The sequence below is a fragment of the Enterobacter sp. Lyrl_3 genome (assembly GCF_051948675.1).
Classification (GTDB): Bacteria; Pseudomonadota; Gammaproteobacteria; order Enterobacterales; family Enterobacteriaceae; genus Enterobacter; species Enterobacter cloacae.
Window position 1 is genome coordinate 671111 of sequence record NZ_JAYJLI010000001.1, and the last position, 15421, is coordinate 686531.

Below are 15421 nucleotides of genomic sequence, written 5' to 3' on the forward strand. Positions count from 1 at the left end.
TAACGTTAACATTACAGAAGTGAGATCGCGATCAATTATTCATCAATGAATCCTGTCTGGCTCCACTCACATACCCCCTTTCCTTTTACATCAGTAACTTAGTTGTATACTCTTTAACACGTGACATTAACGGAGTAAGAAAATGGCTTCCCTGAAGGACGTCGCAAAGCTGGCTAACGTATCGCTGATGACCGTCTCACGTGCGCTTAACAACCCGGAGCGCCTTAAACCGGAAACGTTGGCACGCGTACAGCAGGCTATTGAGCAGATCAGCTACGTACCCGATCTTTCCGCGAAGAAAGTACGCGGCGCGCATGCCTCGCCAAAAACCATAGGCGTGCTGGCACTCGATACGGTGACGACACCTTTCTCGGTGGAGATTACGCTGTCCATTGAAGAGACGGCCCGGATGCACGGCTGGAACAGTTTCGTCATGAATATGTTTACCGATGACAACCCGGAGGCAATCGTCGATCTGCTGCTCTCTCACCGCCCGGACGGCATTATTTACACCACCATGGGATTACGTCAGGTTCCTCTCCCGGCCAAGCTCCTTACCCTTCCCTGCGTGCTGGCCAACTGCGAAAGTATCGATGAAGAGGTCGCCAGCTATATTCCTGATGATGAACAGGGGCAGTACGCCGCCGTACAGGCGTTACTCGCCGCAGGCTATCGACAGCCCCTGTGCCTGCATTTACCCGCAGATCATCTGGCCACAACCCGACGCCGTCACGGGCTGGAACGTGCATGCCGTGAAGCGGGGCTCGACCCGGACCGTCTGGATCATAGTTATATGGCGTTTGGGGACGAGCACTATCGCGACATTCCGTCAGTTCTGCAGGCGCACATTCAGAATGGTCTTCCCCAGTTCGACTCGGTTATCTGCGGCAACGATCGTATCGCATTGATGGTTTACCAGACCCTGCTGGCGCAAGGGATTCGCATCCCTGAAGATATCGCGGTGATCGGCTATGACAATATGGTGGGCATTGGAGAACTCTTTCTTCCGCCTCTTTCAACGGTTCAACTGCCGCATTATGAAATTGGTCGCCTCAGTGCCCTGCATATTATTAACGGTGAAACCCATCGGGAAACCACGCGCGTTGAAAGTCCATTTTTAATGCGGAATTCCATTACGCATCTATGATGACCACCGCTTTTTAGCCCTGTCGCAGTAATAAGCAGGCTAAGGAGGCGGTCAACCTCCCTTTCAGGGAAAAATGGCACGATTTGTCACACTCTTTTTTATGATTTTACCCTCCGGGCAGTTAGCACGTAACCGGCTGTTTTTATTTGTCATAACGCATAATTTTCTTTCTCAAAACGGGGATATTCCGTCCCCTGTGCCCCATGTCACAAAACAGTAAACAAATTAACCATTGAGCCCCGTGGCAAAAGGCTCTATATTGGCGGCGTTTTTTTCAGGCCCCCATCTGTTTTTTAACTTTTTATTCAATCGTGGCTCATAACGAAGCGGCGGTTGTAGGAGTGATATGATGACGGATAAAGTCCGTATTGACACCGTAGATGCCCACAAAAGCAACGAAACCTATCTGGCCCGTCAGGCCGAGTTTGAATCTAACGTCAGGAGTTATCCGCGCAAACTGCCTTTAGCCATCACTAAAGCAGAAGGCGTGTGGATCACCGATGCAGATAATAAAGAATACCTTGACTGTTTAGCAGGCGCAGGCACCCTCGCGCTTGGCCATAACCACCCTGATGTGCTGAAAAGCATCCAAAATGTCATTACCAGCGGCTTGCCGTTACATACTCTGGATCTGACTACGCCTCTGAAAGACGCGTTTTCCGAATACCTGCTCTCTCTGCTGCCTGGTCAGGGCAAAGAGTACTGCCTGCAGTTCACCGGTCCATCCGGTGCTGACGCCGTGGAAGCGGCGCTGAAGCTGGCGAAAAAAGTCACCGGCCGTAGCGGTATCATCAGCTTCTCGGGTGGTTACCACGGTATGACTCACGGTGCACTGTCCGTGACCGGTAACCTGTCTCCGAAAGAAGCGGTAGACGGTATGATGCCAGAAGTGCAGTTCATGCCTTACCCACACCAGTACCGTTGCCCACTGGGTATCGGCGGTGAAGCAGGCGTGAAAGCGCTGACCTACTACTTCGAAAACCTGATCAACGACGTTGAAAGCGGCGTGCGTAAACCTGCTGCGGTAATCCTGGAAGCCGTTCAGGGTGAAGGCGGCGTGAACCCGGCTCCGGTTGAGTGGCTGCAGCGCATCCGTAAAGTGACTCAGGAACACGGCATTCTGCTGATCCTGGACGAAGTTCAGGCAGGCTTTGCCCGTACCGGTAAATTCTTCGCGTTCGAACACGCGGGCATTGAGCCAGACATCATCGTGATGTCTAAAGCCGTTGGTGGCGGTCTGCCACTGGCTGTGCTGGGTATCAAAAAGCAGTTCGATGCATGGGCACCAGGTCACCACACCGGCACCTTCCGCGGCAACCAGCTGGCGATGGCAACCGGTCTGACGACGCTGAAGATCCTGAAAGACCAGAACATCGCTGGCAAAGTGGCTGCACAGGGCGAATGGCTGAAAGGCCAGCTGAACGAGATGGCGAAACGCTATCCGGTTATCGGCCACGTTCGCGGTCTGGGCATGATGATCGGTATTGAGATCGTTAAGCCACACGAAGCCGCTGACCACATGGGTTGCTTCCCGGGTGATGGCGAGCTGTCTGCACTGATTCAGAAGAAGTGCTTCGAAGCCGGCCTGATTCTGGAGCGCGGTGGTCGTAACGGTATCGTTCTGCGTCTGCTGCCTTCTCTGCTGATCAGCGATGATGAGCTGAAAGTCTTCCTGGATAAATTCGAGCAGGCACTGCTTGCTGCGGGCGTTCGCCCGGCGTAACCGGAGTTGTTGATTACGATGTCTGATTCAAACCCAATTTTGTTCTCCTCTGCGCAGAGCATTGAAGCTTACCAGCAGGCGATTGAACAAAGCACTCAGGCTGTGATGCAGTGGCTGAAACAGCCTGAGATGTATCAGGGCAAAACGGTCGCGGAACTGCGCGACCGCATTAAGCTGGATTTCAACCCGAAAGGGCTGGGCAACGAAGCGGCGATTGAACGCGCCGTCGAGTTTTTCCTGAAAGACAGTTTGTCCGTTCATCACCCGCAGTGTGTGGCGCACCTGCACTGCCCAAGCCTGGTCGTTAGCCAGGCGGCGGAAGTGCTGATTAACGCCACTAACCAGAGCATGGACTCCTGGGATCAAAGCCCGTCCGCAACCATTATTGAGATCAAACTGATCGAATGGCTGCGTACCCGCGTGGGTTATCAGGCTGGCGACGCGGGTGTCTTCACCAGCGGTGGCACCCAGAGCAACCTGATGGGTCTGATGCTGGCACGTGATGCGTTCTTCGCACGTCAGGGCCACTCTGTCCAGCAGGATGGTCTGACGGGCGATCTGCGTAAGATCCGCGTACTGTGCTCCGAAAACGCGCACTTCTCCGTGCAGAAAAACATGGCGCTGATGGGGCTGGGTTATCAGTCCGTCGTGCAGGTGAAAACTGACGAATTCTCTCGCATGGATCTGACCGATCTGGCGGCGAAAATCGAGCAGTGCAACGCCAACGACGAACAGATCCTGGCGATTGTCGCGACAGCCGGAACCACCGATGCCGGTGCTATTGACCCGCTGCGTGCCATTGCTGAACTGGCGGCGAAGCAGAACATCTGGGTACACGTTGATGCGGCCTGGGGCGGCGCACTGCTGATGTCTGCGCAGTATCGTCACTACCTGGACGGCATTGAACTGGTGGATTCCGTTACTCTGGACTTCCACAAACAGTTCTTCCAGACCATCAGCTGCGGCGCATTCCTGCTGAAGGAAGCGCGCCACTATGAGCTGATGCGCTATCAGGCGGCTTACCTGAACTCTGAGTTCGACGAAGAAGCCGGCGTGCCGAACCTGGTTTCCAAATCGCTGCAGACCACACGCCGTTTCGACGCGCTGAAGCTGTGGATGAGCCTGGAAGCGCTGGGTCAGGAGCAATACGCGGCGATTATCGATCACGGCGTGACGCTGGCGCAGCAGGTTGCAGCTTATGTGAAAGAGCAGCCCGCTCTGGAACTGGTTATGCAGCCACAGCTGGCAAGCGTGCTGTTCCGCTTCCGTGGCGAGGTGCAGGCAGATGATGCTGGTATCGCCCTGCTGAACCAGAAAATTGGTGATGCGCTGCTGGAGTCCGGCCGTGCAAACGTCGGCGTGACCGAGCATAACGGCGTGACCTGTCTGAAGCTGACGCTGCTGAACCCAACCGTGACGCTGGAGGATATCAAAACCCTGCTGTCTCTGGTTGAGCGTACTGCGCAGGAAGTTCTGGCGAAGTAATACCACAGCCCCTCTTCCACCGGGAGAGGGGCTATTTTTATAACCCTGCCCACCACATCCTGACTTTTAATCCCCAGTAGCTTGTCCAGCCCGTTGTTGTACTGACGACATTGCCTTTAGAGACCAGCACCAGCGTCGGTGTTACGCTAACCTGCCATTGCTGTGACAGCGCACCGTTTTCGTCATTAATCACCGGCATTTTCAGCTGCTTCTTTTCGACCCAGCGCGCAAGCTTAGCGTCATCACCAGAGCGCATGGCAATACTCACCACGTTCCCGCCCTCTTCTGCCAGCCTATTGACCGCAGGCGTGGTATAACGACAGATGCTGCACCAGGTCGCCCAGACGTAAATCAGCAGCGGCCGATCCTGACTGAGTGCAGCAATGTCATGTACTGAGCCATCAATACCCTGCATTGGGGTAGCGCTAAACGTGGCGGGTAATGTCGGCTTGCGGTACTGATCCACACCCCACATCACGGCCAGCGCCAGCAGTACGAGTATGATCCCTTCCCGCGCCCAGCGGCGCAGTTGGCTGAATTTGCGGTTTTCCATTGTGACCTCGTGATTTAACGAAGGTCATCTTAGCGAGCTGCGCGCCGTTTCGCTGTAAAGAAGTGTCGCCCTACCTGCTGCGTAAGGTATCAACCATCAGGGTAAAGCAGGATTCAATGAGCGGAGGCAGCGCCTGCGGGGCACGCATCAGCGCCACCGTGCGCGCCAGGGCCGGTTGCTGAAGGTGAACCACCTTAAGCTGCGGGTCCTGCAGGTGGGTGGTATAAAGCTGAGGCAATATCCCCACGGCAAGCTTCGAGCGCACCAGCCCGTATAATGTCTCGATATAGTCCACCTGATAACGGGTCTGCAGGGACAGACGGTGGCTTTCGGCAAGCGCATTGACCAGCCGCTGAATATTGCCTTTTGAGAAGACGGCAATATCCCGGCCCACCAGCTGTTTCCAGGGAACATGTGCCGACGCGGCGAGCGGATCGTCGCAATGCAGTACGGCCACAAACGGATCCTCCTGCAGCGGGAACACGTCCAGCTGTTCGGGTACCGAGTTGTCCAGCGCCCCGATGCCAAAATCAATCTGCCCTTTCAGCAGTTGCGCCACCAGCGCATCGTTGGTCTGGTCGTGAAACTCCACCCGCAGGCGCGGAAAAGCCTGCGCCAGCGTCTGCGGCAGCAGCGGAAACAGCAGTGAACTGACTGAAGGCACCAGACCGATCCGCACCGTACCGTCGCCGCCGGCCTGCACAATCTGCTGCATATCATCAAACGCCAGCTGCGCCACGCTGAGCACCCGCTGGGCGTGTGGCAGAATGGCGTGACCCAGCTCGGTCAGCGTGACCGCCGACGCGGTACGGTTGACCAGTTTACCGCCGAGCACGGTTTCGATTTGCCGCAGGGCGCTGCTGAGTGCCGGCTGACTGATGGCCAGTTTACTGGCGGTATCCGTAAAATGACGCAGCTGCGCCAGAGTGACAAAATACTGTAGCTGCCGAAGGGAGAGCGCAGGCAAGCGCTGCCAGGGTTCCGTCATCATTATCCATTACACGCGTCACAGAATAACCCGGGGTTATCGGGCGATAAATTTTATCAGCTGGGCAAACGTTTGCCGGGTGCATAGAGTAACGTCAATATTTCAATGCTGGAACTGTTAATTGCATGACTGCCGAAACCCGACGCCGCGCCGTGAAGGCTGCACGAGGCGAAACGCCGTTTGACCTGTTGCTTACGCATACCCGAGTTGTTGATATGGCAACCGGTGAGATCCGCGACGCGGATGTGGGTATCGTCGGCTCGCTTATCGCCAGCGTCCATCCGCGCGGCAGCCGCAACGATGCGCTTGAGACGCATGACCTGAACAACCAGTTTCTCTCTCCGGGGCTAATGGACACGCATGTTCATCTTGAAAGCTCGCACCTGCTGCCTGCCCGCTACGCAGAGATCGTACTGGCGCAGGGCACCACTGCGGTGTTCTGGGATCCGCACGAGCTGGCAAACGTGCTGGGGATTGAAGGCGTCCGCTTTGCCATTGAGGCGAGCCGCAACCTGCCACTGCAGGTAATGGTCGCGGCGCCATCGAGCGTTCCTTCCACACCGGGGCTGGAGATGTCCGGCGCAGACTTTGCGGGCGAAGAGATGAATACCCTGCTTGGCTGGCCCGAAGTGCGCGGCGTGGCGGAAGTGATGGACATGCACGGGGTGCTGAATGGCAGTCAGCGTATGCTGGAGATCCTGCAGGCCGGGCTGGAAAGTGGGAAGCTGATTGAAGGTCACGCGCGTGGTCTGAGCGGCGCGGATTTACAGGCGTACCTGGCGGCGGGCGTCACCTCCGATCATGAACTCACCTCTGCCGACGATGCGCTGGAAAAATTACGCGCCGGGCTGACGCTGGAGATCCGCGGCTCGCATCCTTATCTGCTGCCTGATATCGTCAGCGCGCTGAAAACGCTGCCGCATCTGTCGTCACAAATCACGGTCTGCACTGACGATGTCCCACCGGACATCCTGATGGGAAAAGGCGGCATCATCGCCCTGCTCAACCTGCTGATTGAACATGGCCTTCCGGCGACGGACGCGCTGCGGTTTGCCACCCTGAATGCTTCCCTGCGCCTGCAGCGTAACGATCTCGGGCTGATTGCCGCGGGTCGTCGTGCGGATCTGGTGGTGTTCGATTCACTGGATAAACTGACGGCTCGCCGGGTGTACGTCGCCGGAAAATGCATTGCCCGTAACGGAGCGATGATCGAGCCGATTGTTGATACGCCCCTGACGCTGCCCCGGGATACCGTGCGCCTGTCGTCGCTGACCGCCAGTGATTTTTACATGCGCATCGACAACGCAAACCACGGTGTGGCGCGCCTGCGTCATATCAGCGGCGCACGTTTTACCCGCTGGGGAGAAACCGACGCCCGGGTACGTGACGGACGCGTTGAGATACCGGCTGGTTTTAGCCTGATTTGGGTTCAGCACCGCCACGCGCGCCATGCGGCAAAACCGCAAATCGCCCTGCTGGAAGGCTGGGGAGAGCTGCGGGGGGCCATTGCCACCAGCTACTCCCATGACTCACACAACCTGGTGGTACTGGGACGCAATCCTGATGACATGGCACTGGCCGCCAACACGCTGATCCAAAGCGGTGGCGGGATGGCGCTGGTCCAGAACGGGGACGTGATTGCCCATGTGGCGATGCCCATTGCGGGGATGTTGTCAGAACTCGCCCCTGCGGAACTGGCGCGCCAGTTTCGTGAACTGCGTGAACGCAGCAGCCAGATTGCCGACTGGGAGCCGCCATACAGAGTATTTAAAGCCATTGAAGGGACGTGCCTTGCCTGCAACACCGGGCCGCATTTAACCGATCTTGGACTGACCGATGGCAGCACGCGCCAGATTGTCGATCCGCTGATTTCTTACCGGGAAACCCCGGACACCACACAATAATACCGAAGGAGAGCCGGATAATGGCCGACAATACCGTTAATTCGCCAGCACCAGGGAACTGGCTTGAACGTCGTTTTGCACTGCATACGCGCGGCAGTACCGTGCGCACAGAGTGTCTGGCCGGTCTCACCGGTTTTCTCGCCGCCGCCTATTTGCTGGTGGTCATCCCGGGGCTGCTGGCCGTGGGCGGGATGGATAAAGGCGCGGCGACCACCGGCACCATTTTGGTGTTTGTGGCCGGTACGCTGCTGATGGCGTTTTACGCCAACCTGCCGTTTATTGTCGGGCCCGGCATTGGTGGCTCAGTGCTGGTTGGGGTAACGCTGGCGGGCAGTGAAGGCATCGGCTGGCAAATTGGTCTGGGCATTGCCTGCTGGTCGGGAATTTTGTTCTTCCTGCTCACCCGTTTTGGCCTGCGAGAGGTTGTGACCCGCTCCGTACCGCAGTCCATCAAACTGGGACTGACGGCCTCTATCGGTCTTTTTGTCGCCGTACTGGGCTTTCGCAATGCCGGGCTGGTGCTGGCTAACGCAAAAACGAACGCGCTGATGCTGGGTGATTTTCTCTCCCCAGGCGCGCTGGTGGCGCTCAGCGGCCTGTTCCTCGCCATTGCCCTGCAGGCGCGTCGCATTCCGGGCGCCATTTTGTGGGCCATTTTGTTTGCCACTCTCGTGGGCATTCCGATGGGGGTGACACACCTTCCTGCCAGCTTTATTGACATGCCTCACTCACTGACGCCGGTGCTGGGCCATATCGACATGCTGGGCGCGCTGAATATTGCCTTCCTGCCGTTCCTGTTTGTCTTTTTCGCATCGGAGTTTTTCTCGACCATGGGCACCACGCTGGCGGTGGGAGGTGAAGCCGGGCTGCTGGATGAAGAAGGCAATATGGCAAACATCAATCGCCCGTTTATGGTGGACTCGATAGCCGCCGCGATTGGCCCGTGGGTGGGTATTCCTGCCGCCACGGCGCTGATTGAATCCTCCGCGGCCGCAGAAGCGGGGGGGAAAACCGGCATGACGGCGCTGGCCGCTGCGGTCATGTTCCTGCTGATGCTGCTGTTTACGCCCGTTGCGCTCATGATCCCAAAAGAAGCCACCGCCCCTGCCCTGATCCTGATCGGCCTGAATATGTTCAGCGGCCTGCGTAAGGTGGATCTGGCAAACTTCACCGACGGGCTGCCGGTGCTGATGATGGTAATGATTACGCTGATTGCCAACAGCTTCGGGACAGGGATTGCGGGAGGGCTGCTGTTTTACATCGTCATTAAAGCGATTGCAGGAAAATGGCGAGAAATCCCCGTTGGTCTTTGGATCCTCGCCATTCCGCTGGTGTATTACTTTGCCACGCTGGTGAAGCACTAATCCTTGCGCGGTTGCCGTGCCGGGCGTTGGCCATACTCGTAATGGCCATAGCCTGCACGGTAATACAGCGCTGCTGATTTCACCACATCGTTCAGCACGGTGCCGTTGATATGCGCCCCCGTTTGCTGCAAACGCTTAATGCTGTTCTCCATCTCTTTGAGGCTGGTTTTACCATAGCGGGCCACCAGCAGCGAGGTGGCGGCCACCGGAGCAGCCACTGAGGCGTCCGTTACGGCCAGCACCGGCGGGGTATCGAGGATCACAAGATCATAATGCTCGTCTGCCCAGGTCATTAACGCCCTGAAGCGTTCGCTCATCAGCAGTTCAGAGGGGCGTAACGGAACCGGCCCGCAGGTCAGCACATCAATGTTGCCTTTCTCATAGCGCTGAATCGCCGCCTGGAAATGACATTTTCCGTCAAGCACGTCGGAAAGCCCGGAATGGTTTTTCAGATCGAAGATGTTGTGTACATAGCCTTCGCGCATATCCGCATCAATGAATAACACCCTGAGCCCGGCCTGCGCCTCAATCGCGGCCAGCGAGGTGCTGACAAGGGTTTTACCGCAGTCCTGCGTTGGGCCAGAAATCATCACGATCCGGTTAGCGGCATCCTGCAAGGTGAAATGCAGGCTGGTGCGAAGCCCCCGCACGGCCTCGACAAAAACATCCGCAGGCCGATCAACTGGCAGGAAAGGGACATCGACAATCTTGTGTCTCCAACGTGAGCCAAAAACACGTTTTTTACGCAGGTTGGTTTTTTTCCACAGCCACAGGGAACGGGGCAAGGTGGCCATCACCTGTACGCCAAGCCCTTCCAGTTGCTCGGAGGTGTTGATGCCGCGTCTGAGCGCCATGCGGACCAGGACCAGCCCCATTGAGCATATCAGCCCCAACAGGATGCCTAAGACGATGACCACCAGCTTTCGCGGTTTGATGGGATCGGGTTGCGTCACCGCGCTGTCGATAATTCGCACGTTACCAATGGCGCTGGAGCGCGAAATGTTCAGCTCCTGCTGACGGGTGAGGAGCTGCAAATAAATGGTGCGGCCTGACTCCACATCCCGGCTAAGGCGCAAAATATCCTGCTGAGTCGATGGCATGGCGGCGACACGCTGATTAAGGCGGACCTTCTCCTGCTCAAGCGTCTGACGCTTTTCACGCAAGGCACGGTAGTTCGGGTGATCTTTCTTGAACAGCTGAGAAATCTCCGCCTCACGAAACGTCAGCTCGTTGAGCTGGTTTTCGATATTCACAATCTGCTCGAGAACCGATTTCGCTTCCAGGGAGAGATCCACCGAATCACGCTGTTTGCGATACTGATTCAGCCGCTCTTCAGCCAGATCCAGTTCGCTTCTGATTTTAGGCAATTGCTTCTGCAAAAATGCAAGACTGCGGGCATCCTGTGCTTCCTGGCGCGCAATGTTTTGCTGCAGATAGTTGTTGGCAATCCGGTCAAGCACATGCGCAATGCGCTCAGGATCGTTGCCGGTCAGCGTGAGCGTCAGCACCCCACTCTGCTTTGCCGATTCAACGACGCTAAATTGGGTGCTGAGCGTATTGATAGCTTCCAGACGGGTGCTGTTTTGCACCGTGAATTGCGTGCCCGTTGGCGCATTCATTTTCACCACCAACAGCGAAACGCCGGCTTTTTCCAGCGGTTTCCCTTCCCTGCCCTCGGCATAAAAGTTATCCCCCTCCAGCCGGTATGCTCCTTTTTCCAGCACAGTGAGCACAAGGGTGCGAGGTTTACCTTCGACAGGGGGAAGTTGCAGCCAGCCAAGGGCAACCGTCGCCGGTTTACGGCCCTGCAACCGTGCCCACAGACGTCCCACTACCGGGAACGTACGCTGCGTCACGTGCTGTGTTAGGCCTAATTCATCGACGGTTGCGCCCAGGATCATCCGCGATTTAAGCAGAAGAATTTCAGGTTCGACATCGGGAGACATCTCACTCCCAAACTGCCTTAAATTTTTGAGCAGGCTGTTATCCTGCTTTCCTTCTACCTGGATTAAGGCATCAGCGCGATAAACGGGCGTGGCCAGAAAGGCATACAGCCCCGCCAGCAGGGTGAACAGGAAAGTTATCGATAAAATGACTGCACGGTGATCGATCACCTCGCCGAGCAGGCTAATGAGATCGATTTCATGATTCTCCGGTGCTGCCGCACCGTAACTGTCTGTTGTGTAAGACGACATTAACGCTTCATTCCTTGTTGACTCAAACGATGAGCCCATTCCTGACTGGCTTTGCCCAGCAGACCGAAAACATAATCGAACGCTTCACGACTTTTACAATAGGGATCGGGGATGTCCTGCGGCCCCAGCCATTGCCCAAAAAGCAGCGATTTGCCGCGAATTTCCGGGGCCAAGTCAGAGATAAAGCGAAGATGGGCAGGTTCCATCACCAGAATCAGATCCGATTCCCGCATGATCTGCGGGGTCAGTTTGCGCGCGCGATGTCCCTCAAGTGAGATCCCATGCCGCCTGGCCACGTCCTGAGCGCTGACATCCGCCGGGCTGCCCTCCAGCCCATAGATACCTGCCGAGGTTATCCGTTTTCCCGGTAGCAACTGACGCAACAGCCGCTCGCCAATCGGCGAGCGACAAATATTGCCGGTGCAGACCACTAAGATGGAATCAAACATTATTGCGGCCACGATCTGATGTAACGGACCGTTTCGGTCAGGTCATGAACGCCACTGATGGTCGGCACGAGTTGCGTAATGACGCGATTCCAGCGTGACAGCGGTGCCGTGGTGACGTAAACAATGTCGTACGGCTCAAGCTGGAATTCAGTGCCCAACACCATCGCGGAGGCATCCTGCGCGTTAAGCTGATAAATGTTGGCAATTTTTCCCGCGTCGTTGCCTTTGGCAATGGAGCGAATGACAAAAATGCCCGTCGCATCGGCCATATCCTGATTCAGGCCGCCCGCATTGCTCAGCGCTTCAGCAAGGGTCATTCCGCTCCTGTCCATCTTGAGCGTGCTCTGCTTGATCACCTCCCCCATCACGAAGACTTTCAGGGCGTCATTACGAGGCACAAAAAGGATATCGCCCGGATAGAGCAGCTTATTTTGCGTCAGGTCGCCGTGCTGCATCAGCGCATACAGAGAGAGGCGCGAATCTTTCCCCTCGTGAGTGAGAACCACATTGCGCCAGTCCGCATCGGCAGAAAGCCCGCCTGCCGCGTTGACGGCATCCATGACCGTCAGGGGAATATTGGTGATTGCCTGCTGACCAGATTTGACGACTTCGCCCGTGACATAGGCTTTTTGCGAGCGGAAGGCAGCCACGCTGACGTCAACCTGCGGGCTTTCGATCACGCTATCCAGCCGTTTGGCGATCTCTTCCCTGACTTCAGAGACCGTTTTTCCCGCCACCGGGAGTTTGCCGACATAGGGATAGAAGAGCGTACCGTCGGCGTTGACCCAGTTGCCGGTGTCACTGGCACTGCGATACTGTCCGGCCGGTGTTGTCAGTTCAGGGTGATCCCAGACGGTTACGGTCAAAATATCACCGGTTCCAATGCGGTACTCCCAGTTTCTGACCTGCTCATCGAGCTTAGGATTAGACTGAGATTTGGTGACGGCAGGGCGCAATTTCTCAATCAATGAAGGGGTAACAGGATAGAGATCCACGCGCTTATCTAAATTATTATTTTCATCACCCGACGTAATGACGTTTTTTCCCGCTGAGCTTAATGTTTGCCCGGGAGAAAATACGCAGCCCGTCAACTGACTTATCGCTAAGAATATTACAGATAATGTGGTTGTGTTTTTCATTAGAATTAATATTTCATTCATGAGCGCAAAAAACGCATAACAGGCCATTCCGGAAGAATCGCCTACTTTTTCAACATGCTGTTTTTCAAGCAATTACGTAAAATTACACATCACTGAATGATGTGTAGAATGAACTGAAGGACCGGAACCACGTAGAATTGAGAATTAAACCGCTCCGCTTTTAGAAGTTTAAATCGTCTTCAAATGAAATGCATGCATTTCAGGTCACAAATTTAGAGTAAACTTATATTTTCAGAATTAATTAAAAAAAATATTTCCGTTCTGAATAAGTCCTAGGAAATAATATTCATAAACAAAATAGTATTAACCGTTTGATCTACACAAAACCGTCCACTTTTGTTACATTTTTTTTCTAACAGGCTCTGCTGGGATACTTAAAATAGGCTGTCTGCCATATCGTCAACACAGCAGGCTGAGCGTATCAGTAACGGTATAACTGGAGAAAAAATGGCTAAGCGTACATGGCTGCTTCTGGGTGTAGTAATGTCTCTTGCGAGCGCGGCTTCGGCAGCCCCGCAAACGGCGTCAGCATCTGGCGGCATCAAAGCTTATGAAGAACAAGAGTTCATTGCTGATTTCACGAAGTTCAAAATTGGCGACACGGCTCCGGCGCTGTATCAAACCCCTGAATACACCATCAAACAGTATCAACTGCGTAACCTCCCGGCGCCGGATGCGGGTACGCACTGGACCTATATGGGCGAGAACTATGTCCTGATCGGCGATGCCGACGGTAAGATCTATAAAGCCTATAACGGAGATATCTTCTATCATCGCTGATACCGTCCATATTCGGCCGTGGCAGGAGAGCGATCGTCCTTTCCTGCGCACCCTTTACCTGCATGCCCGCCGCGAGGCGTGGCCGTGGCTGAACGGTGCAGAATGGCAACTCGAAGATTTTGACGAGGCAACCCGAGACGAAGTGATTTGGGTTGCTGTACAGAACGGCCATCGTGTGGGCTTTGCGTCAGTCTGGACGAATGATAACTTTCTGCACAATCTGTTCGTTGATCCGCAGTATCAGAGCCTGGGCGTAGGCCGTTTGCTGCTGGAACAGGTACAAAAAACGTTTACCAGTACGGGGGCGTTAAAGTGCCTGGTGAGAAACGAACGGGCTATCGCGTTTTATCAGCGTCATGGCTGGCACATCGAGGCAACGGGGGATTCTCCGGAGGGAGAGTACTATCTGATGCATTACCGATTGCGTTAATGTCGGGTGGCGGCTTCGCCTTACCCGACCTACATGATGGTGCCATTTGTAGGCCGGGTAAGCGAAGCGCCACCCGGCACTCAAGCGCAGAAGAATTACACCGCGCGGAAGGCGATTTCGCCAGGAATGACTTCACCCTGCCAGTAAAGCTGCGCCGCAACGCGCCCCGCCAGCTGACGGTACAACTCCGCAAACTCACTGTCCGGGCGGTTGATGACCGTCGGTTTCCCGCTATCCAGATCTTCACGCAGCGTGATGTGCAGCGGCATCTGTCCCAGCAACTGGGTGTGATACTGCGCCGCCAGTTTTTCTGCACCGCCGGTGCCGAAGATAGGCTCGTGATGACCACAGTTGCTGCAGATGTGCATGCTCATGTTCTCGACGATACCGAGCACAGGCACCTCGACTTTCTCAAACATCACGATGCCTTTTTTGGCGTCGATCAGCGCGATATCCTGCGGCGTGGTGACAACAACCGCCCCGGTGACGGGAATGTTCTGCGCCAGCGTCAGCTGGATATCACCGGTACCCGGCGGCATATCCAGCACCAGATAATCCAGATCCGGCCACAGGGTCTCCTGCAGCATCTGCATCAGCGCTTTGCTGGCCATTGGACCACGCCAGACCATCGCATTGTCATCAGTCACCAGATAACCGATGGAATTCGTTGCCAGACCGTGCGCCATGATTGGCGCCATGTGGGTTCCATCTGGCGAGGTTGGACGCTGGTTTTCTGCGCCCAGCATGTTGGGAATTGACGGCCCGTAGATATCCGCATCCAGAATACCAACCTTCGCCCCTTCGGCCGCCAGCGCGAGCGCCAGGTTGACGGCGGTAGACGATTTCCCCACCCCGCCCTTGCCGGAGCTGACGGCGATGATGTTTTTCACACCGTTAACGCCGGGCTGGTTTTTCACCCGCTTGAGGGTGGCGATACTGTGGCTCAGCTTCCAGTCAATCGCTTTTGCACCGGTAATGCGCAGCAGCTCTGAGCTGGTTTGCTCTTTCAGCGCGTCGAAGGCGCTGGTCCAGACGAACGGCATCTGCAGCTCGATGTGCAGCGTATCGTCCAGCCATGCGACATGGTGCAACGCTTTCAGCGTAGTGAGATTGTGCTTCAGGGTTGGATGCTGAAAGTTAGCCAGCGTCCCGGCGACCATTGCTCGTAAGGCTTCCGGTGATTTGGCCTGGGATTGCGAACTCATCCCGACTCCTTTGTTCTTGTGAATAAGACCTTAGATGA

At 55.7% G+C, this 15421-nt stretch carries 13 protein-coding genes; 7 read left to right on the forward strand and 6 right to left on the reverse strand.

Annotation, left to right across the window (positions count from 1 at the left end; translation table 11 throughout):
- The first annotated feature begins 142 nt into the window (after nt 1-142).
- From VF709_RS03420 to VF709_RS03430, 3 genes are all read left to right on the forward strand, one after another.
- A complete protein-coding gene (locus VF709_RS03420; RefSeq protein WP_095908032.1) occupies nt 143-1147 on the forward strand; it encodes a LacI family DNA-binding transcriptional regulator in 1005 nt (334 codons plus the stop codon).
- 346 nt (nt 1148-1493) lie between these two features.
- Nucleotides 1494-2870, forward strand: a complete 1377-nt coding sequence (locus tag VF709_RS03425) for a diaminobutyrate--2-oxoglutarate transaminase (protein ID WP_013097916.1) — start codon at nt 1494-1496, stop codon at nt 2868-2870.
- An 18-nt stretch (nt 2871-2888) separates the two neighbouring features.
- On the forward strand, nt 2889-4355 hold the full coding sequence (locus tag VF709_RS03430) for a pyridoxal phosphate-dependent decarboxylase family protein (RefSeq protein WP_095908033.1): 1467 nt from the start codon (nt 2889-2891) through the stop codon (nt 4353-4355).
- A gap of 37 nt (nt 4356-4392) precedes the next feature.
- Here VF709_RS03430 and VF709_RS03435 read toward each other — a convergent pair whose 3' ends face one another.
- Nucleotides 4393-4908: a protein disulfide oxidoreductase gene (locus tag VF709_RS03435; protein ID WP_020690158.1), complete on the reverse strand. Its 516-nt coding sequence runs from the start codon at nt 4906-4908 to the stop codon at nt 4393-4395.
- A 70-nt stretch (nt 4909-4978) separates the two neighbouring features.
- Entirely contained in the window at nt 4979-5899 is a 921-nt protein-coding gene (locus VF709_RS03440; protein WP_161496903.1) for a LysR family transcriptional regulator, read from the reverse strand.
- A 122-nt stretch (nt 5900-6021) separates the two neighbouring features.
- On the opposite strand from VF709_RS03440, the gene VF709_RS03445 reads away from it, so the two are divergent.
- Both VF709_RS03445 and VF709_RS03450 read left to right on the forward strand, forming a co-directional pair.
- Nucleotides 6022-7800, forward strand: a complete 1779-nt coding sequence (locus VF709_RS03445; protein WP_148790474.1) for an adenine deaminase — start codon at nt 6022-6024, stop codon at nt 7798-7800.
- Between the two features lie 20 nt (nt 7801-7820).
- A complete protein-coding gene (locus tag VF709_RS03450; RefSeq protein WP_020690155.1) occupies nt 7821-9164 on the forward strand; it encodes an NCS2 family permease in 1344 nt (447 codons plus the stop codon).
- On the opposite strand, the gene etk is transcribed toward VF709_RS03450, so the two are convergent.
- From etk to VF709_RS03465, 3 genes are read right to left on the reverse strand one after another with little or no spacing between them, the layout of a single operon-like run.
- A complete protein-coding gene (gene etk, locus VF709_RS03455; RefSeq protein WP_139936613.1) occupies nt 9161-11359 on the reverse strand; it encodes a tyrosine-protein kinase in 2199 nt (732 codons plus the stop codon). The two genes, VF709_RS03450 and etk, sit on opposite strands and share 4 nt — an antisense overlap.
- Complete coding sequence (locus tag VF709_RS03460) at nt 11359-11808, reverse strand: arsenate reductase/protein-tyrosine-phosphatase family protein (protein ID WP_048971022.1); 450 nt, start codon at nt 11806-11808, stop codon at nt 11359-11361. The genes etk and VF709_RS03460 overlap by 1 nt, the downstream gene beginning before the upstream one ends.
- Entirely contained in the window at nt 11808-12947 is a 1140-nt protein-coding gene (locus VF709_RS03465) for a polysaccharide export protein (protein ID WP_023622076.1), read from the reverse strand. Before VF709_RS03465 ends, VF709_RS03460 begins: the two co-directional genes overlap by 1 nt.
- Before the next feature lie 468 nt (nt 12948-13415).
- Between VF709_RS03465 and VF709_RS03470 the strand changes: the two genes are divergently transcribed.
- Together VF709_RS03470 and VF709_RS03475 are read left to right on the forward strand one after the other, a co-directional pair.
- Nucleotides 13416-13748: an RcnB family protein gene (locus tag VF709_RS03470; RefSeq protein ID WP_013097925.1), complete on the forward strand. Its 333-nt coding sequence runs from the start codon at nt 13416-13418 to the stop codon at nt 13746-13748.
- Nucleotides 13693-14178: a GNAT family N-acetyltransferase gene (locus VF709_RS03475; protein WP_028028119.1), complete on the forward strand. Its 486-nt coding sequence runs from the start codon at nt 13693-13695 to the stop codon at nt 14176-14178. The genes VF709_RS03470 and VF709_RS03475 overlap by 56 nt, the downstream gene beginning before the upstream one ends.
- A 95-nt stretch (nt 14179-14273) precedes the next feature.
- Here the strand turns inward: VF709_RS03475 and apbC are convergent, their stop codons facing one another.
- Nucleotides 14274-15383: an iron-sulfur cluster carrier protein ApbC gene (apbC, locus tag VF709_RS03480; protein WP_013097927.1), complete on the reverse strand. Its 1110-nt coding sequence runs from the start codon at nt 15381-15383 to the stop codon at nt 14274-14276.
- Nucleotides 15384-15421: the final 38 nt, after the last annotated feature.